Genomic DNA, 18,974 nt, shown 5'->3' on the forward strand with positions numbered 1-18,974 from the left:
CTCTCTCAACCACCCACCCCGAGCGGTGGCCGCACGAGCGCGAGGTCGTGACCGAAGCCGACCACCACACAGCCCTGCACCGTGGTCGCGAGGCAGGTGGCGGGCCGAGGCAGCAGGAGCGGTCGGGCCAAGTGCTCGCCGGTACGGAGGTCGACAAGGGAGAGGGTGCGGTCGGCGCGGGCCACGTACAGCTCCGGCCAGGCGCGGCCCGCGACGGCGGTGACCGCGGCGGGGCCGTCGATCTCGGCGCCCGCCGACCGGCCGACGCGGTCCCAGGTACGGAGCGCGGTGGCGCGTTCGCGGGTCGGAAGCTCGGAGCGTACGGTGACGAGCCGACCATCGAGAAGCGCCAGAAGGTGGTGGCCCTCGGTTCCCAGCACGGTCCTCCATCCGGACGACGGATCGTCAAGATCGTGGAGCCGGGCCGGTTTCTCGTGGGACGACAGTCCGGCAAAAGCGCGTCCGTCGATCGTGCCGACGGCGAATCCGGTTGACAGCCTCCTGATTTGGTTGGGGATGGCAGCCAGAAGCGTTCCGTCCGACGGATCCAGCAGTGCGATGTCCTCATACCCGTGGACGACCAGCGCATCGCCGGTGCGTAGGCGCTGGTGGGCGATCCAGCGGATGTGGGAGTTGCCGGTCCGGACCGCGGCACCGGAGGTGCCCCCCGTGGCCAGGTCCCAGCGGTACAGGAGCGGGTCATGGGCGCGGAGGCGGCCGGAGCCGGTGGCAGCGTGCGGGCGGCCGTGGTCGGTCCAGGCAGCCAGGGCGTTTGTGGCCTTGACGTCGGTGGCGACGGGCGGCGCAACAACTGTGCCGTCGGCGGCACGACGGGCCACCAGGGTTCCACCCTCGTCGACGCTGACCACCGTCCCGTCCGGCTCGGTGACGCTGACGGCGACCACCCCCTGGCGGTGTCCCGGCTCGCGGTCCACCGGGATGGCGGGGTCCCAGAGCGCGACCACACCGTCCCGCCGGGAGGAGGTCATTAGGAGATCGCGCCCTTGCCAACGCACGGCCGCAGTGTCGGCCCGCGCGACAGGTCCGGTGAGGGGCAGCCCCAGCGGGCGCATGGTCCGCACGTCCCAGAGATTGACCTGCCACTTGACCGGCACCGCGAGGGCAGGCCCGGTCACGGTCGGGTTGCTGTGCGGGCTCAGTCGGCCCTCGGTGGCCATCAGTCCGTCCGGCCCGGTCTGCGAGTGTGCTCCGAGCAGCGTGTGCTGACCGGACGTCAGGTCGATGGTGGCGAGGACGTCGGTCGTGTCGTGGACGGTGAGCATCTGCCGCCCGGCCGACCGCCACAGGGTCGCGCCCCGGATCGAGCGGATCCCGGGGGGAACGGGGAGTTGCCGCACGCGGTTGGCGTCCGGCGTCCACAGCAGGGCATCGTCCTGGGCGAGCAGAACGACCGACCCGTCCACGAGGCTGCCGGCACCGAGCCCGAAGACGGTCGGCAGGTCCGGGAGTGGGAGCGATGCGCCGGTGGCCGGGTCCCACTGCCTGAGACGGCCCCGTGAGGTACGGAGCAGCAGTCGGGTGTCGGGCCCGGAACCGAGGACCGCCAGGGTGTGCGGTTCGTCGCCGATGTCGAGCGTCCTGCGGTGCGCGAGGTCCGCGAGGGCCCAGATCCGCAGTGTGTTGTCCTTGTGCCCGGAGATCAGCAGCGGTTCCTCGGCGTCGGGCGCGAAGGCGAGGACGCGGACCGGCACCTCACACTCAACTGAGCGGATCTGACCCGACAGGACGTCCCGGACGTCCAACCGGTGCCGCAGCTTCGGGTCGCCCGGCGGCCGCCCGTCGAGCGTGACGGCGGTGGCCAACACAGGGCGGGCATCGACTTCGCCCCACGCTGTGGCCACCACCGGTCCGACCTGTGCGTGCCAGACCATTCGTGGGTCCAGGTCGACGCCGCTCGCCCAGTCCACCTGCCAGAGATCCGTGTCCGGTCCGCTGACGACCTTGCCCCGACGGACGGCGTCGAAGAGTGCGGACTGGCGCCGGTCGAAGTCGTCCGACCCAGGGTGTTCGGCTCCAGGGCTGTCAGCGAAGAGCGGTTCCATCGACGTTCCCTATTTCAGTACCTCATGCCGGGACGGGCCGCGCGGGTGCGACCTGGCAGGGCCGGCCCGGGACCACCTGCTGATCGTAGCGTCGGCTGCCCGGACGCCTGCGCACAGTTGAACGAACATCAGTTGGGGCTTACCGCCATGGCGGAAGCCTTTCTGTGGATGGCCAGCAGGTTGCCGGCGGCAGTGCTGCCGTCCTGGAGGTCCGCTTGAAGGCAGAACGCCCGGCCGGGAGGTCCCGGCCGGGCGTTCTGTGTCGGCTCAGCGCGGACGGATCCGCGGCCGCGTCAGGCGACCGGGGTGGTGCGCCAGCGTTGGGCGGTGGTCTGGTTGCAGTCGTAGAGCTCGAGCAGGGTGCCGTTGTTGGTGTTGGCGTTGGGCACGTCGAGGCAGCGCTGGGCCAGGACGTTGTAGATCGAGCCGTCGGGGCGGAAGATCCACTGCTGGTTGGGGGCGCCGGTGCAGTCCGCCAACTGGATGTTGGTTCCGTTGACGGTGCCGTTGTTGACGCCTTCGATGCAGTGCGTGAAGACCTTCAGGGTGCCGTCCGGCTGGGCGTCGTACTTCTGGGCGTTGCGGCCGTCGCAGGTGTAGATCTGGAGCAACTGGCCGACCTGGTTGAGTGAACCCGGATCGTCGACGCAGCTGTTGGAGGCGGTGTCGAGGAGCAGTGGCCCGTTTCCGCTGCCGGCGTCGGTGGACGTGTTGAAGACGGTGACGTCGCTGATCCGGCCGGAGAAGGCGGTGCTGAAGGCCGCGGCCTCCTGGTTGGCGCCGATCTCCAGCTGGCCCTTGACCGCGAAGCCGCCGGAGTGCACGGCGGTACCGGCCAGTGCGCCGTTCACGTAGAGGCTCATCACCTTGGTGGTGGAGTTGTAGCTGACGGTCAGTCGGTCCCAGCGGCCGTCCTTGAAGCGGGCGGCGTTGGTCATGCTGGAACTGGTGTCGTCGTACGCAGCCTGGGCGCCGTCCGCGGTGGCCAGCTTGAAGTGCCAGTTGCCGTCGGCTCCCGGGGCGAGGACGAAGCCGCTGGAGTTGGTGCCGCGGGAGCTGAGGACGGCGCCCTGGGCGGTGGCACCGCTCGGCTTGGCCCAGGCGGTGATGGAGAAGGACTTGGCGGTGTCGACCTGGAACGGTCCGACCAGGCCGGAGAAGTCGATCCGGCCGAGGCTGGAGTTGCCGGCGAACGCGGCCACCTTGGTCGAGATGCCGTTCACGGCGTCGGTCGGGAAGGACACGTTGCCGATCGGGCGGGCCGCGGGCGACGTCTTGTAGTAGCCCGGTACCAGGGTGTTGGCGTCCAGGCCCTGCAGCCGGTAGCGCTCGCCGAAGCTTCCGGCGTCGCCCTGGTCCGCGGCGGTGCCGCCGAAGCCGTTGACCGCGGTGGCCTTGGTCCCGTCGACGGTGACGGCGGGCCACACCCGCAGCTTGCCGTCGAGGCCGATGGTCCAGAGGTCCGGGATGCCGTCCTTGTTGGCGTCGCCGCTCGAGCCGATCTTCGCGTAGGTGTCGGGGGCGAACTTCTGGGTGCCGACCACCCGGGACAGTGGACCGGCCGGGTCGGCCAGCGCCGACAGGTCGATCCGGCCATTGGTCAGCTTGATGTCGTAGGCCCGGATGGTGCCGTCGGTCTTGTCCCGGGTCCACAGGGTCGGCTGGGCGGTTCCGGACGCCGTGCCGGGGTTGATCAGCTCGTAGTTGTCCCAGTTGAGGCTGGAGACCTTGATCGCCGGGGCGTCCAGGGTGTTGGTGGTGTCGCCGCGGTAGAGCCAGAGGCTTCCGTTCTCCACGGTGAGCAGCGCGGTCTGGTTCTTCATGACGAGGCTGTCCGACGCGTTCACCGGGCCGTTGAGCGGACCGAGCGCGAGGATCTGCCGGGCGGCGGACCAGTCCGAGACCCAGCCCGCGGGTGCGCCGGTCAGCGGGGTGCCGTCGGGCGCGGCCCAACTGCTGGGCTTGGCCAGCGGCGAGGCGCTCTTGAAGGTGCCGTCCCCGTTGTTCTCGAAGAGGTAGAGGTTCTTGGCGAGGTCCGTGTTGGCGGTGGACCGGGCGAAGGTGTCGTCGAGCTGCATGGAGCGCAGCGCGCCGCGGTGGGTGATCTTGGTGGTGCTGTCCTTCCAGCCCACGCCGCCCGGGAACAGGTCCAGCGGAGCCGCGAGCGAGCTGCCCGCGTCGCTGTCCAGGGACGCGACCCGGAGGTTGCCCTGCTCGTCGGGAAGCAGGATGTCGCCGCGGCCGTCACCGGTGAGGTCGCCGGGGGACGCGGTGCCCTTGGCCGGGTCCCACGGGACGTAGAAGGTGTAGCGCATCGGCTGGCTGTAGTTTCCGGCCACGTCCATGCCTTGGACGTACAGGATGTTGGTGCCCCACACGGTCGGCGTGAAGGTGAAGCTGGTTCCGGAGACGATGCCGGAGCCGGCGGTGGCGGCGTCGTTGCACGACCAGCCGGTGACGGCGGTCGGGTCGGTGCTCCAGCGGACGCAGGCGACGCCGGAGGCGTTGAGGCCGTTCGCGGGGGCCGGGTCGCTGGCGTTGACGGTGAAGGTGCCCGGCTGGCCCACCTTCTTGGTCGGCGCCTGGTTCAGCTGGCCGCTGGCAGGGTAGTCGGCCGACGAGACCGCGACCTGCGGCGGGGTCTTGTCGACGCGGAGGTAGCACGCGGGGGTGTTACCCGAGGTCAGCTGGCCGTCGGCGGCGACCGCCGTCCAGCCGTACTGGTGACCGTCCGTCAGGCGGTCGACGGAGGCCGTGGCGCTGCCGTAGCTGCCTGCCCCGCCACTGCTCGGCCAGGCGTGCCAACTGCTGTCGTTGTCATCCCAGATGTGGAAGTTGACCGTGGTGGTGGCCCCGATCGGCGACCAGGCGCTGGCGTTCAGGTAGACGAACTGGTTCGCGCCGACCCAGCCGGGGGCGTACCACGCGTAGTTGGCGCCGGGGGTCTGGCAGTCGTTGCGCTGGGTGCCGAAGGTCGGGTCGTTGATGTAGCCCGGGGTCGGCGTGGTGCGCGGCCACCAGATGGTGGGCGCGATGTCGTAGTAGGTGGTGATGTGCGGGTTGGCCGTGAGGTGGTGGCGCAGCAGCTTGTCGTACTCGTCCTCGGCGGAGAATCCGATGGTCCAGTTCGGGGACTTGTTGTTGACGATGGTCTGCATCCAGCCCTTGACGTCGTAGGCCAGTTGGCTGGTGCCGGTGGTGTCGGCGTTGGCGACCCAGGTGCAGCCGGTCATCTTGCCGTTGGTGCCGCAGGGCTGGTTGTTCCAGGTGGTGGTGCCCTGGAACGCGGGTGCGCTGTAGACGTTGATCGTCGACTTGTTGGTGGGCGCGGAGGCGTCGACGACGTCGACGAACAGGGTGGCCCGGTTGACCGTCGCGGCGCCGTGACCGTTGCCGTCGAACAGGCCGTCGGGCGTGGACATCTGGTAGTAGGACCGGTAGCGGCCGTAGCCGGTGCAGTTGTCGTAGCCGCAGTAGCCGACGCCCAGGGCGCTGAGCGTGTTGACGTTGGCGGTGTCCGGGTGGTTCTCCTGGACCTGCGCGTTGACCTGCCGGCCGTTGTCGACGCTGGTCTCGGGGTCCAGGTACCAGGGGCCGGTGCCCTTGCCGAAGGTGGCCGGGTCCGGGGTGAGCACCAGCTCGGTGTCGCCCGCGGCGACCCCGATGGCGGAGACAGCGGCGCTCGCACCGGGCCGCGCGGCGTTCGAGGTGTCGGCCTCGGCGCCGGCCTCGGCGGCACCGGGCGCGGCGAACAGCGACTTCGGCTGTGCGGTGTTCGGCTTGACCTGCGGGGCCGGGGCGGGGGCGGTGCCGGAGTCCCACTGGAACGGCGTCGGCGCGTGGAAGCGCACCTTGCCCGCGGCGTCCTTGAAGGAGACGTTCCCGGCGGCGTCCGCGCCGACCTTCAGACCGCTGGTGCTCAGCGGGAAGTGCAGGCTCTTCAGCCGCGGGTCGGCGGCGGCCGCAGCGGTCTTCACCACGATCACGTCCCGCCAGCCGCCGTCCGGACGGGCCGTCACCTGGAGGTCCACGTCGGGCAGCACGGAGCCGTAGGTCGCGGTCGCGCCGTCAAGGGTCGGCTTCGGCAGCGGGAACGGCGCGGTGATCGACATCGAGGTGCCGTCAGCGGTGGTGATCTTCGCCAGAGGGCCGCTGCCGCCGCCGGAGAGCACCAGGTCGGAGCCGGTCAGCGCCGGGGTCACGGTGCCGTCCGGGTTCGCCTTCAGTGTCGAATCGAGGGTCTGCCAGCTGCCGTTGCGCTTGGTCCGGACGTCTTGGGAGCGGGCGTCCGAGTACAGGGTCCGCCCGTCCGTGTCCGCGAAGACCTCGGTGGTCTCGTTGGTCATCGAATCGATCCGGATCGGCTTCCCGGTGGCCTTGGCCTGCTGGAGGGCCGACCGGATCGCCTTGGCCGTCTCGGACTCCGCCGGCGGCTGAACAGCCCCGGTGCCGGAGGCCGGGGTCGGGTCGGCCGCGGCGGCGAACTGTGCCGGGATCGCGGTCAGCAGCAGGGCCGCGGTGACGGTGAGAACGGTGCGCGCGGCACTCCCCGTCCCCCCTCTGCGGCTCCGCGCCGTACGGCGCGACGAGTTGGGGCTAATTGACATGCCTCTGATCTGTTCCCTCCCGGACAGGCCCGCGACGATCAACCGCAGGCAATCGAAAAGGAACGATGCAGGTCCAATGAAGGGTCGGTCAAGTATGTTTGTCAGCTTGTCCGTTGATGACCGAATTGATGGTCTGCGCCCTGACGGCCGGACGGGTCGATCACACCACTGACGGCCCATCACCCGGGGCACGCCACCGGCCCCGCGGGCGATCCGCCGACGAAGAATCAGCCGACGGCCCCCGGAAGTTCACGGCCTCCGGTCAGCGACGGGAGGCCGATGTTCCGGACCGGCAACCGCCGAGCATCCGCCATCGGAACAAGAAACGCTTCCGGGGCGAAGAACTGACGTCAGGTCAGCGAAATTTCTCGCAATCGGGAACGATTCCGCCACACCGCCCGAATCACACCACTCGCCGCGCGCATGCGAGGTCTCGCGGAACCCCGGAGGCCTCCGGTCGGGCGAGGGAGCGACCACTGCGCCCCCGCCCGGCGACGACGCACCGGCCTCCGACGAATCTACCGGCAAGCGGCCCGCCCACGCCTCGAAATCACCCCGGAACGTCCCGGACCGACAAAGCGGGTTGAACCAAGCAGCGATACCAAAGCCCCGATTGACGTGAAAAGTACCTTATGCCACTAAAGCGGACATAAGGCCCATGCTCGACTGACGCCCCCACAGCTCCCCCTCGCTGCGCAGCCGTTGCCGCGAATGCCCTTGATCGCGATTTCCAAATTCCGTGACGGCCGTCACAGGCATTTGCGATTTCTCCTTAAGTCGGCTTAATCTCCTGCCCACGTTCGTGGACACACGGACCCAGCCCTCCCGGAACGCCGAGTCCTGCCGCCGGGTGGGCCGGCTCATGCGAAACGCACCGCGGCAGGGGCGGGGGAACCAGGTAAGTCGCCCTGGGACGGTCGAGCGGACCGGTCCGGGGCTTGGGGTGAAGCCGTGCGCGCCGGAAGGCGTGCGCGGCCGGGCAACTCCAGCCCGAATCCGACAGCTCACCTCGCAGGCGTGGGAGAGGAACGCTTCTTCATGCTGCCCATCAGCGCCAAGCGCGCCCGCCGTCTGATCGCCACCACGGGCGTCGTCGGCATCGGCCTCTCGATCCCCTGCCTGACCGCCGGCACCGCCTCCGCCGCCTCCGTCTCCACCTGGGACAAGGTCGCGCAGTGCGAGTCCAGCGGCAACTGGTCGATCAACACCGGCAACGGCTTCTACGGCGGCCTGCAGTTCACCAACTCCACCTGGGCCGAGTTCGGCGGCACCGCCTACGCCGCGCGCGCCGACCTGGCCACCAAGGACCAGCAGATCGCCACCGCCGAGAAGGTGCTGGCCTCGCAGGGCCCCGGCGCCTGGCCGGTGTGCTCCATCCAGGCCGGCCTGACCAAGGGCGGCGCCGCCCCGCAGGTCGACACCTCCACGGGCAACGGCTCCGCGTCCTCCAACACCGTCGCGAAGTCCGAGACCAAGAAGTCCGAGACCAAGCCGCAGGGCCAGTCCCAGGCCCGGCCGCAGGCGCAGCAGAGCGCCCCGGCCGCCGCCAAGTCGGCCGGCACCTACACCGTGGTGGCGGGCGACTGGCTGTCCACCATCGCGCAGAGCCAGCACGTGGACGGCGGCTGGGAGAAGCTGTACGAGCTGAACCGGTCGATCCTGACCGAGGGCCCGGACATGATCTACCCGGGCCAGCAGCTGGCGCTGGGTGACGTCGCGGTCGCCGAGGCTCCGGCCCAGCAGTCCGCGCCGGCCACCAAGTCCTCGTCCTGGAACGGCTCCTCGTCCAAGGGCTCGACCTGGAAGGGCGGCAAGTCCGCCTCCGCCGCCCAGTCGTCGACCACCGAGGCCAAGTCCTCCTCCGCGTCGACCACTGCGGCGAAGAACACCGCGTCCAGCAGCACCGCCGTCAAGGCGACCGGCTCCAAGGCCGCCGCGATCGACTTCGCGCTGTCCAAGCTGGGCCAGGCGTACATCTACGGCGGCACCGGCAACGGCGGCTGGGACTGCTCGGGCCTGACCCAGGCGGCCTTCCGCCAGGCCGGCATCAGCCTGCCGCGGGTGGCCGCGGACCAGGCCGACTACTCGACCCGGGTCTCGCTGGACAGCCTGCAGCCGGGCGACCTGCTGTTCTGGTCGAACAACGGCGCCAACTCGGGCGTGTACCACGTGGCGCTGTACGTCGGTGACGGCAAGTACGTCGAGGCGGCGAACCCGAGCGCGGGCGTCCGCACCGAGACCGTCGCCAACTGGGCGCCGGACTTCGCCGGTCGCGTCTGACGGCTCCTTACGCGCGGCCCGGCGGGGCCCGTGAACACCGCTGCCCTCGGGGACCCTGGTCGGCTCCGGGGGCAGCGGCCTATGCTCGGGCCGGAATCGGCACGACAGGGGAGCACCCGATGGCCAAGCTGACGATCTCGCTCGACGCGGACCTCGCACTGGAGGTCATGATGCGGGTCGGCGCGAGCAGCCCGCAGGACGCGGTGGAGCTGCTGGTGCGCGACTACCTGTCGACGGACCGCAGGACCCAGGCGCGGACCGGCGGCAGCCGGGACGGCGAGCGCTTCAACGGCCCGGCCCCGACCGTCGAGGAGGGCTGACCGCCCCCGCACGCCCACCTGACATTTACACAATCTCCGGCACTGTCAAGGAACTTACTATCTAGTAAGTTTACTGGCGAGTACCTACCCTGAGCGAACCCCCACCCACCCAAGGGAGTTCGCTCATGGCACACCCCCTCGCCCGTGCCGGGCGCAACGAACAGCTGCGCAGCCGCGCACCCGTCGAGGTGCTGCGCTCCGGCGGCCGGGTCGTCGAGGCCCGCACCCCGCACCTGGTTCCGCCGCCGGAGACCGGCAGTCTGGCCGACCTGCCGTTCACCAACGCCCGCGAGGCGCCGGACGCGGTGGTCGTGACGCGCCGTCAACCGGACGGCGGCTGGGAGCACTTGACGGCCGCCCGGTTCGCCGAGGAGGTCGCGGCGGCGGCCCGCGGGCTGGTAGCGGCCGGGGTGCGGGCCGGCGACCGGGTGCTGCTGATGTCCCGGACCCGCTACGAGTGGACCCTGCTGGACTTCGCCGCCTGGGCGGCCGGGGCCTCGCTGGTGCCGGTGTACCCGACCGCCTCGGTCGAGCAGGCGGAGTGGATCGTCCGCGACTCCGGGGCGGTGCTGGCGCTCGCGGAGGACGCCGGGACCGCCGAGGTGCTGACCGTGGCGATCGCCCGCACCGGCGGCACGGTGCCGCTGTGGCGGCTGGACGAGGACGCCGTCGGCTCGCTCGCCGAGCTCGGGAAGCCGGTCCCCGACGCCGAGTTGGAGCGTCGCCGGGCCGCCCTCGGCCCGCACAGCGAGGCCACCCTGATCTACACCTCCGGCACCACCGGCCGCCCCAAGGGCTGCCTCCTCAGCCACGCCAACTTCCTCGCCGAGGCGGCCAACTGCCACGCCATGCTGGAGCCGGTGTTCGCGGAGGTGACGGGCGAGGCGCCGTGCACCCTGCTGTTCCTGCCGCTGGCCCACGTGCTCGGCCGGATGATCCAGGTGACCTGCGTGTACGGGCGGATCCGGATCGGGCACAGCCCCTCCCTGAAGCCCGCCGAACTCCGGCCCGACATGGCCGAGTTCGGCGCCACCTTCCTGGTCGGGGTGCCCTACCTGTTCGAGAAGATCCACCAGTTGGGGCGGGCCGAGGCCCAGGCCAAGGGCGCGGTGAAGGTCTTCGACCGGGCCGCCGACGTCGCCGTGCGCTACGCCCGCGCCGAACTCGCCGCACTGGCCGGCGAGGGCAGGCCCGCGCCGCTGTCGCTGCGGATGGCGCACGGCCTGTACGACGCCCTGGTGTACCGGCGGGTGCGGGCCGCGATGGGCGGCAAGGTGCGGTACGCGATCAGCGGCGGGTCCTCGATCGACCCCGAGCTGCTGCTGTTCTTCGCCGGCGCCGGGGTGCTGGTGTACGAGGGCTACGGGCTGACCGAGACCAGCGGCCCGTCCACCGCGAACCCGCCGCTGCGGCCCCGCCCGGGCACCGTGGGCCCGCCGATCCCGGGCAGCGCGGTGCGGATCGCCGAGGACGGCGAGGTGTACCTGAGCGGCAGTCAGATCTTCGACGGCTACTACGAGTTGGGGGCACCCCGACCGGCCCGGCCGCACTGGTTCGCCACCGGCGACCTGGGCCACCTCGACGAGGACGGCTACCTGACCATCACCGGCCGCAAGAAGGAGATCCTGGTGACCTCCCGCGGCAAGAACGTCTCCCCCGGCCCGCTGGAGGACCGGCTCCGCGCCCACCCGCTGATCAGCCAGTGCCTGGTGGTCGGCAACGGCCGCCCGTACGTGGGCGCGCTGCTCACCCTGGACCCGGAGGCGGTGGAGCGCTTCCTGGAACTGCGCCCGCAGACCCCGCCGAGCGGCACCGACCCGCTCGACATCGGCAGCGCGATCCCGGTCCACCACGCGGTGCTGACCGCGCTCGCCGAGGGCGTGCAGGCCGTCAACTCGACGGTCTCGCGGGCCGAGTCGATCCGCCGGGTGCGGGTGGTGGCGGGCGACTTCACCGAGGAGCGCGGCATGCTGACGCCCTCGCTGAAGCTCCGCCGGCAGGCCGTCAGCACCGCCTACCGGCGCGACATCGAGCAGCTCTACGCATGAGCGCGGAGCCCCCGGGAGGAGAGACCTCCCGGGGGCTCCGCGCCGTCCGCGTCAGCCGTTGCGCGGGCCGGAGCCGGTGGAGCCGCGCATCACCAGCTCGGGCTGGAACATGAACTCGGAGCGCTGCGCCGGGTTTCCGCCGACCTCCTCCAGCAGGGCGTCGACGGCGGCGGTGGCCATCGCCTCGACCGGCTGGCGCACCGTGGTCAGCGGCGGCTCGGTGAACGCTATCAACGGCGAGTCGTCGAAGCCGACCACCGAGACGTCCTGCGGCACCGACAGGCCGCGCTGGCGCACCGCCCGGATCGCGCCGAGCGCCATCATGTCGGAGCCGCAGACGATCGCCGTGCAGCCCTTGTCGAGCAGCGCCTGGGCGGCGGCGTGCCCGCCCTCCACGCTGAACAGGGTGTGGTGGACCAGCTCGGCGGCCTGCTCGGGGGTGCGCCCGGTGAGCTGCTGCACCGCCGCGGTGAAGCCCTCGATCTTGCGCAGCACCGGCACGTACCGCTTCTGACCGACCGCCAGGCCGATCGTCTCGTGCCCGAGTTCCACCAGGTGCTGGACGGCCATCCACATCGCGGCCCGGTCGTCCGGCGAGATGAACGGCGCGGCGATCTTCTCGCTGTAGCCGTTGATCAGCACGAACGGGACCTGACGGCCGATCAGCTTGGCGTACCGGTCGTGGTCGGCGGTGGTGTCGGCGTGCAGTCCGGAGACGAACACGATGCCGGCCACGCCGCGTTCCACCAGCATCTCGACGAGTTCGTCCTCGGTCGACCCGCCGGGGGTCTGGGTGCACAGCACCGGCGTGTAGCCGTGCCGGCTGAGCACCTGCTCGATCACCTGGGCCAGGGCCGGGAAGATCGGGTTGCTGAGCTCCGGGGTGATCAGGCCGATCAGCCCGGCGCTGCGCTGGCGCAGCCGGGTCGGCCGTTCGTAGCCGAGCACGTCCAGGGCAGCCAGCACCGTCTGCCGGGTGGTCGCGGAGACGCCCGCCTTGCCGTTGAGTACGCGGCTGACGGTGGCTTCGCTGACCCCCGCCTGCGCCGCGATGTCGGAGAGTCGCGCCGTAGTCACGATCCCAGAGCCTATTGCAACCACGTCAGACCGCCCACCATGCGGTGCTGTCGGCCGGGAGTTCGACGCTGTCCTCCGCTGCGACAGCCTCGGCGGAGGACAGCAGCATACGGCCGGGAGCGGGAATCCGGACGCTTTCGCCGGTGGTGTTCACGGTGCACACGAAGGAGCCTTCGGCCGCGGTGCGGCGGAACGCCAGCACGCCCTCGGGGGTGGGCAGCCACTCGACCTCGGTGCCGGCGCCGAGCGCGGGCTGGGCCCGGCGGACCGCCAGCGCGGAGCGGTACAGCTCCAGCGTGGAGGTCGGGTCACCGGTCTGGACCTCCACCGAGAGCTCGGCCCACTCGGCGGGCTGCGGCAGCCAGCTCGGGCCGCCCGCGTTCGGGCCGAAGCCGTACGGGGCCTCGGTGCCGGACCACGGGATCGGGACCCGGCAGCCGTCGCGGTAGCCGTCCTGGCCGGCCTGGCGGAAGAACGACGGGTCCTGGCGGACCTCGTCGGGCAGGTCGGTGACGTCCGGCAGGCCGAGCTCCTCGCCCTGGTAGAGGTACGCGGAGCCGGGCAGCGCCAGCATCAGCAGGGTGGCGGCGCGGGCCCGGCGCAGGCCGAGCTCGCGGTCGCCGGGGGTGCGGATCTGGGTGCCCAGGCCGGCCGGGTTGGCGAACCGGGTGGCGTGCCGGGTGACGTCGTGGTTGGACAGCACCCAGGTGGTCGGGGCGTGCACCGGACGCATCGAGTCGAGCGACACGTCGATCACCTCGCGCAGCGCGGCGGCGTCCCAGGAGGTGCCCAGGTACTGGAAGTTGAACGCCTGGTGCAGCTCGTCCGGGCGGACGTAGTTGGCGGTGCGCTGGACGGTCGGGGTCCAGGCCTCGGCGACGCCGATCCGGTCGCCGGGGTACTCGTCCAGGATCTGCCGCCAGCTGCGGTAGATGGCGTGCACGCCGTCCTGGTCGAAGAACGGCATGACGTCGTTGCCGAGCAGCTTCAGCTGGTCGTGGCTGCCCAGGTCGGGCAGGCCGGGGGCCTTGACCATGCCGTGCGCGACGTCGATCCGGAAGCCGTCGACGCCCATGTCCAGCCAGAACCGCAGGATGGAGCGGAACTCGTCGGCGACCGCCGGGCTGTCCCAGTTGAAGTCGGGCTGCTCGGGGGCGAACAGGTGCAGGTACCAGTCGCCGGGGGTGCCGTCCGGGTTCACGGTCCGGGTCCAGGCCGGGCCGCCGAAGATGGACTCCCAGTCGTTGGGCGGCAGTTCGCCGTTCTCGCCCTTGCCGGGGCGGAAGTGGTAGCGCTCGCGCAGCGGGGAGCTCGGGCCCTCGCGCAGGGCGCGCTGGAACCACTCGTGCTGGTCGGAGGAGTGGTTGGGGACCAGGTCGACGATGATCCGCAGACCCAGCTCGTGGGCGTCCCGGATCAGCCCGTCGGCGTCCAGCAGGGTGCCGAACATCGGGTCCACGGCGCGGTAGTCGGCGACGTCGTAGCCCGCGTCGGCCTGCGGGGAGGCGTAGAACGGGGAGAGCCAGACCGCGTCCACGCCCAGGTCGCGCAGGTACGGCAGCCGGCTGCGGATGCCGGGCAGGTCGCCCATGCCGTCCCCGTTGCCGTCGGCGAAGCTGCGCGGGTACACCTGGTAGATGACCGCGTCCCGCCACCAGCCGCCTCTGCTGGCCCGGTCGTTCGCAGCAGTCGTCCGCGCGGCGGGAACGGCGGCGGGAACGGCGGGCCGGGAGGCGTCGGCCAGGTTCTGGGTCATTGGACAGTCATCCCTCGGAGGCTGTGGAAGTGACGTGGAGGTGGCGCGGGTTCAGGACTTGGCGGCGCCGGCCGTCAGGCCGGTGACCAGGTGGCGCTGCACCAGGTAGAAGACGACCGCGGCGGGGATGGCGATCAGCACCGAGGTGGCGGCCATCAGCTGCCACTGGTGGTCGTGCTCGCTGACGAACGAGGACAGGCCGACGGCCAGCGTGTACTTGTCGGACGACAGCATGAAGGTCGACGCGTAGGCGACCTCGCCCCAGGCGGTGAGGAAGGAGTAGAACGCGGCCACGGCCAGGCCCGGGCGGGCCAGCGGCAGGATGAGGCGCCAGAAGGTGCCGAACGGGGACAGTCCGTCGACCCGGCCGGCCTCGTCGATCTCCACCGGGATGGTGTCGAAGTAGCCCTTCAGCAGCCAGCCGCAGTACGGCACGGTGGTGGCCGAGTAGACCAGCACCAGACCGCTGTAGCTGTCCAGCATGCCCAGGTTGGACAGGATGTAGTACATCGGGACGATCAGCACCGCGATCGGGAACATCTGGGTGACCAGCAGGGTCCACATCAGCTGCCGGTAGCCGGGGAATCGCATCCGGGAGACCGCGTAGCCGGTGGAGGCGGCGATCAGCACGCCCAGCACGGTGGTGCCGCCGGCCACGATCACCGAGTTGCCGAACCAGGTCAGGAAGTCGGTGTCGCCCAGCACCTTGCCGTAGTTGGCGAAGGTGGCCTTGCCCATGATCTTCGCGGGGTGCAGGTAGTCCATGTCGTCCGGCCCGAGCGAGATGTACGCGATGTACAGCACCGGGAACAGCGCGATCAGGCTGGCGATCAGCAGCGCGCCGTGCGAGAGCACGGTGGCCAGCGGGGAGGACTTGCTGCGCAGGCGGACCTTGACGGGCCGTCCGGTGGGCGCGGGCTCGGTTGCGGGGCGGTCGGCGGTGAGTGTCATGGGGCTGCCTGCCTGGTCGTGGTCCTCTGTCGGGAAAGCGGTCTCGGTGCTCATCCGTTGGCCTTCTCGTTCCGGGCCAGCCAGCGGCGGTAGAAGGAGGTGAAGACGATCAGGATCGACAGCAGCAGGATTCCGTAGGTCGCGGACTGCGCGTAGTCCGAGGGCTGCTGGCCGAAGCCGAGGCGGTAGGCCCAGGTGACCAGGATCTGCGCGTCGGGGGCGCCGGAGCCGAACAGCAGGAAGATGACCGCGAACTGGTTGAAGGTCCAGATCACGCCGAGCAGCACGACGGTGGAGGAGACGGTCCGCAGGCCCGGCAGGGTGACGTAGCGGAACCGCTGCCAGGCGCTGGCGCCGTCCATCTCGGCGGCCTCGTAGAGCTCCTGCGGGATCGACTGCAGGCCGCCCAGCAGGGAGATCATCATGAACGGCACGCCGACCCAGGTGTTGACCATGATCGCGGCCGACTTCTGCGCCAGCGGGTCGGAGAGCCAGCCGGGTTCGGGCAGGTGCAGGGTTCCGAGCACCGCGTTGACGGCTCCGCCGTCGGCGAGCATCAGGCGCCAGGAGAAGACGGTGACGAAGGTGGGCACGGCCCAGGGCAGGATCAGCACCAGCCGGTAGAGGCTGCGGCCGCGCATGTTCCGGTTCAGCAGCAGCGCGAGCGCCAGGCCGATGCTGTAGTGCAGGACCACGCAGATCGCGGTCCAGGCGACGGTCCAGATGAAGTGCGACCAGAAGCGGTCGTACGCGGTCGGGCCCCACAGGATGTCCGCGTAGTTGTCCAGCCCGACGAAGTCGAAGCTGTCCGGGATGTGGTTGACGCCGATCTGCCGGCCGACGTTGAGGCTGTTCGCGTTCGTCAGGGTCAGGTAGATCCCGCGGACCAGCGGGTAGCCGACCAGCACCCCGAGGACGATCACGACCGGCGCGATCATCGCGTACGCGTACCAGTACTTCGAGTACGACAGCCTGATGCGCTGTGCGACCGCAACTGCCATGGGTTGACACCTTCTCCGGGAGTTCCGCCGCCTGCCTCGGCGACTACTGCTGGGGTCTGACTGGGACCGCCCGGCCCACCGTCAGGTGTGGGCCGGGCGAGCCTTTCCGACTTACTTGGTGAAGTCCGGGAGGAGCTTCGCGTAGTCGGCAGCGGTGGCGTCCAGGCCGGCCTTGGTGTCCTCCTGGCCCTGGACGATCTTGCCGAGGTTGGTGCCGATGGAGCCGAACAGCGAGGCGTACTCCGGCAGTTCGGGGCGCGGCTGGGCGGAGGTCAGGATCGCCTGGAAGTCCGCGATGCCCGGGTTGGCCTTGACCTCGGCGGTGTAGGCGTCGCTGCGGGTGGGCAGGGTGCCGTTCTTCAGCGCGAGGAAGGTCTGGCTCTCGGCGGAGGTCAGGAAGGCGGCGAGCTTCTCGGCGGCGGCCTTGTGGGCGGCGTCGGAGCCGGCGTAGACCGAGACGTTGTGGCCACCGGTCGGGGCGCCGCCCTTGCCGGCGGAGCCGTTCGGGACGGCCGCGATGCCGAGGTTCTTCTTGTCGGCGAACGCGGAGCCCTTGTAGACGTTGGTGACCTCCCACGGGCCCTGGATGATCGCCGCGACCTTGCCGGTGGTGAAGGCGTCCATCATGTGGGCGTAGGCGTCGGTGGTCACGTCGGCCTTGGCGGTGCCGGGCGAGGTGAACATCGACTTGTAGGTCTCGACGGCCTTGGCGGCCTCCGGCGAGTTGATGGTGATCTTCTTGCCGGCGGCGTCCACCATGTTGGTGCCCTCGCCGTAGAGGAACGGCATGGCGTAGTAGCCGTCCGCGGCCTTCAGCCAGAAGCCGTCGACGCCGGCCTTCTCCTTCAGCTGGGCGGCGTCGGCCTTCAGCTCGTCCCAGGTCTTCGGCGGCGCGGTGATGCCGGCCTTGGCGAAGAGCTCCTTGTTGTACATCAGGCCGAGGGTGTCGGTGACCAGCGGCACGCCGTAGGTCTTGCCCGAGTACTTGGCCTGCTGGATCAGCGAGGCCTGGAACGCCGAGGCGTCGGTCAGCGCGGGGGTGCCGTCCAGCGGCTCCAGGTAGCCGGCCTTGGCGAACGCGGAGGTCCAGCCGACCTCGGCGCGGAACGCGTCCGGCGCGCCCTTGGCGCCCATGGCGGTCTGCAGCTTGTTCTGCGCCGTGTCGAACGGGACGTTGACGAAGTTGACCTTGATGTTCGGGTTCGCGGCCTCGAACTTCTTGACCAGCTCCTGGTAGTTGGGGGCCTCGTTGGTGGCGTTCGAGGTGTCCCAGTAGGTGATGGTGACCGGTCCGCCGTCGCCCTTGGCGTCCGAGCCGGAGCTGCTGCTGCTGCAAGCCGCCATGGTGACCGCCAGAGCCGCAACAAGAGCGGAGGCCGCGATGCCACGCCGCATGGAAACTCCTAGAAAGGTGGGGGTGCCCGAGATGGTGGAGGACGGCGCATAATGGCTGTCCCGAGCCGACTGCGCCGTTGCGGCCGTCGGGCTTGACCAGGAACGTAACAGCGGGGTGAGCGTTGCTGAAAGCCCTTGCAGCAAGTTTCTGCAAGATGACGGGGATCGTTACTTCCATGTGTCCTTAGAGTTGCCGTCACGCGTCTTGACCATCCGTTGCCTTGCGGAAACTCCTTGCAACCACTGGGCCCCGGACATGCGAGAAGGCCCCCGGGAGCGTGCTCCCGGGGGCCTTCGTCGTCGGTGCGCCGGTCAGCCGGCGGTGCCCCACCGCAGGACGGTGGTGGAGCGGAACTCCTGGCCCGGCCGCAGCTCGGTCGACGGGTAGGCCGGGCGGTGCGGCGAGTCCGGGTGGTGCTGGGTCTCCAACGCCACGCCGGCGAACGGCCCGTAGGCCGTCCCGGACGGGCCGGTGACCGCGCCGTCGAAGCCGTTCGCGGTGTACACCTGCAGGCCCGGTTCGGTGGTCAGCACCTCCAGGGTGCGGCCGCTGCCCGGGTCCTCCAGCAGCGCGGCGCGCACCGGCGGCCCGTCCGCGGGGCGCTCGCGCAGCACCCAGTTGTGGTCGTATCCGCGTGAAAGTTTCAGTTGCGGGTGGTCCTCGCCGATGCCCTTGCCGATCGGCCGGGCGGTGGTGAAGTCGAACGGGGTGCCCGCCACCGCCTCGTACGGGCCGTACGGGATCTGCCGCTCGTCGACCGGGGTGTACTCGTCCGCGTCCACCGTCAGCAGGTGGCCGAGCACGTCGCCGCGGCCCTCGCCCGCCAGGTTGAAGTAGGCGTGGTTGGTCAGGTTGAGCACGGTCGGCTTGTTGGTGACGGCCCGGTAGGAGATCACCAGGTCGGCGCCGTCGAGGGTGAACTCCGTCCAGACGTCCAGCGCCCCCGGGAAGCCCTGGTCGCCGTCCGGGGAGTGCAGGTGCATCCGCACCCCGCCGGGGATCTCCTCGGCCTCCCAGACCCGGTGCGCGAAGGAGTCCGGCCCGCCGTGCAGCGTGACGCCGTTGCCGGTCGGCATCAGCGGGTGGTCCTCGCCGTCCAGGGTGATCCGGCTGCCGGCGATCCGGTTGGCGTACCGGCCCACCGTCACCCCGTAGTGCTTGGCCGGGCCGAGCAGCGCACCGACGTTGGCGCTGGTCAGCAGCACCTGGCCCGGGGCGCCGGTGCGGTCGGGCGCGGTCAGCGTGTGCAGGGCCGCGCCGAGCGTGATCACGGTGGCCTCGATCGGGCCGGAGCGCAGCGTCCAGCGCTCCAGGCCCATGCCGGCCCCCGAGTGGTCGTACGGTGCCCGGTGCACCTCGGTGGGCTCGGACGACGCGGTCATGGGGCAGCTCCTCGGTCAGTGATCACCCTGCGCGGCCAGCGTAGCCCGACCCGGCGCGCGGGCCGGTGACCCGCCCCGCGCGCCGCCGCGTCC

At 70.7% G+C, this 18,974-nt stretch carries 11 protein-coding genes and 1 riboswitch; of the genes, 3 read left to right on the forward strand and 8 right to left on the reverse strand.

The window, feature by feature from the left end; all coding sequences use genetic code 11:
• Positions 1-5: 5 nt before the first annotated feature.
• Both BX266_RS38415 and BX266_RS07940 read right to left on the reverse strand, forming a co-directional pair.
• Positions 6-2,063, reverse strand: coding sequence for a WD40 repeat domain-containing protein (locus BX266_RS38415; protein ID WP_099898193.1), 2,058 nt, complete (start codon positions 2,061-2,063; stop codon positions 6-8).
• A 293-nt stretch (positions 2,064-2,356) separates the two neighbouring features.
• Positions 2,357-6,670 (reverse strand): ricin-type beta-trefoil lectin domain protein, encoded by a 4,314-nt coding sequence (locus BX266_RS07940; RefSeq protein ID WP_099898194.1) that lies wholly within the window; start codon positions 6,668-6,670, stop codon positions 2,357-2,359.
• Between the two features lie 860 nt (positions 6,671-7,530).
• Positions 7,531-7,703: riboswitch (cyclic di-AMP (ydaO/yuaA leader) on the forward strand.
• 5 nt (positions 7,704-7,708) lie between these two features.
• Here BX266_RS07940 and BX266_RS40785 point away from each other — a divergent pair.
• The 3 genes from BX266_RS40785 (at position 7,709) to BX266_RS07955 (ending at position 11,318) form a co-directional block, all read left to right on the forward strand.
• Positions 7,709-8,950: a transglycosylase family protein gene (locus tag BX266_RS40785; protein WP_099898195.1), complete on the forward strand. Its 1,242-nt coding sequence runs from the start codon at positions 7,709-7,711 to the stop codon at positions 8,948-8,950.
• Between the two features lie 119 nt (positions 8,951-9,069).
• Positions 9,070-9,270 (forward strand): hypothetical protein, encoded by a 201-nt coding sequence (locus tag BX266_RS07950; protein WP_099898196.1) that lies wholly within the window; start codon positions 9,070-9,072, stop codon positions 9,268-9,270.
• Positions 9,271-9,395: 125 nt separating this feature from the next.
• Positions 9,396-11,318: a long-chain fatty acid--CoA ligase gene (locus BX266_RS07955; protein ID WP_099898197.1), complete on the forward strand. Its 1,923-nt coding sequence runs from the start codon at positions 9,396-9,398 to the stop codon at positions 11,316-11,318.
• 51 nt (positions 11,319-11,369) lie between these two features.
• Here BX266_RS07955 and BX266_RS07960 read toward each other — a convergent pair whose 3' ends face one another.
• The 6 genes from BX266_RS07960 to BX266_RS07985 all read right to left on the reverse strand — a co-directional run bounded on the left by BX266_RS07960 (position 11,370) and on the right by BX266_RS07985 (position 18,881).
• Positions 11,370-12,395 (reverse strand): LacI family DNA-binding transcriptional regulator, encoded by a 1,026-nt coding sequence (locus BX266_RS07960; RefSeq protein ID WP_180290414.1) that lies wholly within the window; start codon positions 12,393-12,395, stop codon positions 11,370-11,372.
• A gap of 25 nt (positions 12,396-12,420) precedes the next feature.
• Positions 12,421-14,151, reverse strand: coding sequence for a glycoside hydrolase family 13 protein (locus BX266_RS07965; RefSeq protein WP_099898199.1), 1,731 nt, complete (start codon positions 14,149-14,151; stop codon positions 12,421-12,423).
• 51 nt (positions 14,152-14,202) lie between these two features.
• A complete protein-coding gene (locus tag BX266_RS07970; protein ID WP_099907546.1) occupies positions 14,203-15,102 on the reverse strand; it encodes a sugar ABC transporter permease in 900 nt (299 codons plus the stop codon).
• A 50-nt stretch (positions 15,103-15,152) separates the two neighbouring features.
• Positions 15,153-16,103 carry a carbohydrate ABC transporter permease gene (locus tag BX266_RS07975; protein WP_099898200.1) on the reverse strand — a complete coding sequence of 317 codons (951 nt, stop codon included), beginning with the start codon at positions 16,101-16,103 and terminating at the stop codon, positions 15,153-15,155.
• 111 nt (positions 16,104-16,214) lie between these two features.
• Positions 16,215-17,498, reverse strand: coding sequence for an extracellular solute-binding protein (locus tag BX266_RS07980; protein ID WP_180290415.1), 1,284 nt, complete (start codon positions 17,496-17,498; stop codon positions 16,215-16,217).
• A 312-nt stretch (positions 17,499-17,810) separates the two neighbouring features.
• On the reverse strand, positions 17,811-18,881 hold the full coding sequence (locus BX266_RS07985; protein ID WP_099898202.1) for an aldose epimerase family protein: 1,071 nt from the start codon (positions 18,879-18,881) through the stop codon (positions 17,811-17,813).
• Between the last annotated feature and the right edge of the window lie 93 nt (positions 18,882-18,974).

It is taken from the genome of Streptomyces sp. TLI_171, assembly GCF_003610255.1.
Taxonomy (GTDB): Bacteria; Actinomycetota; Actinomycetes; order Streptomycetales; family Streptomycetaceae; genus Kitasatospora.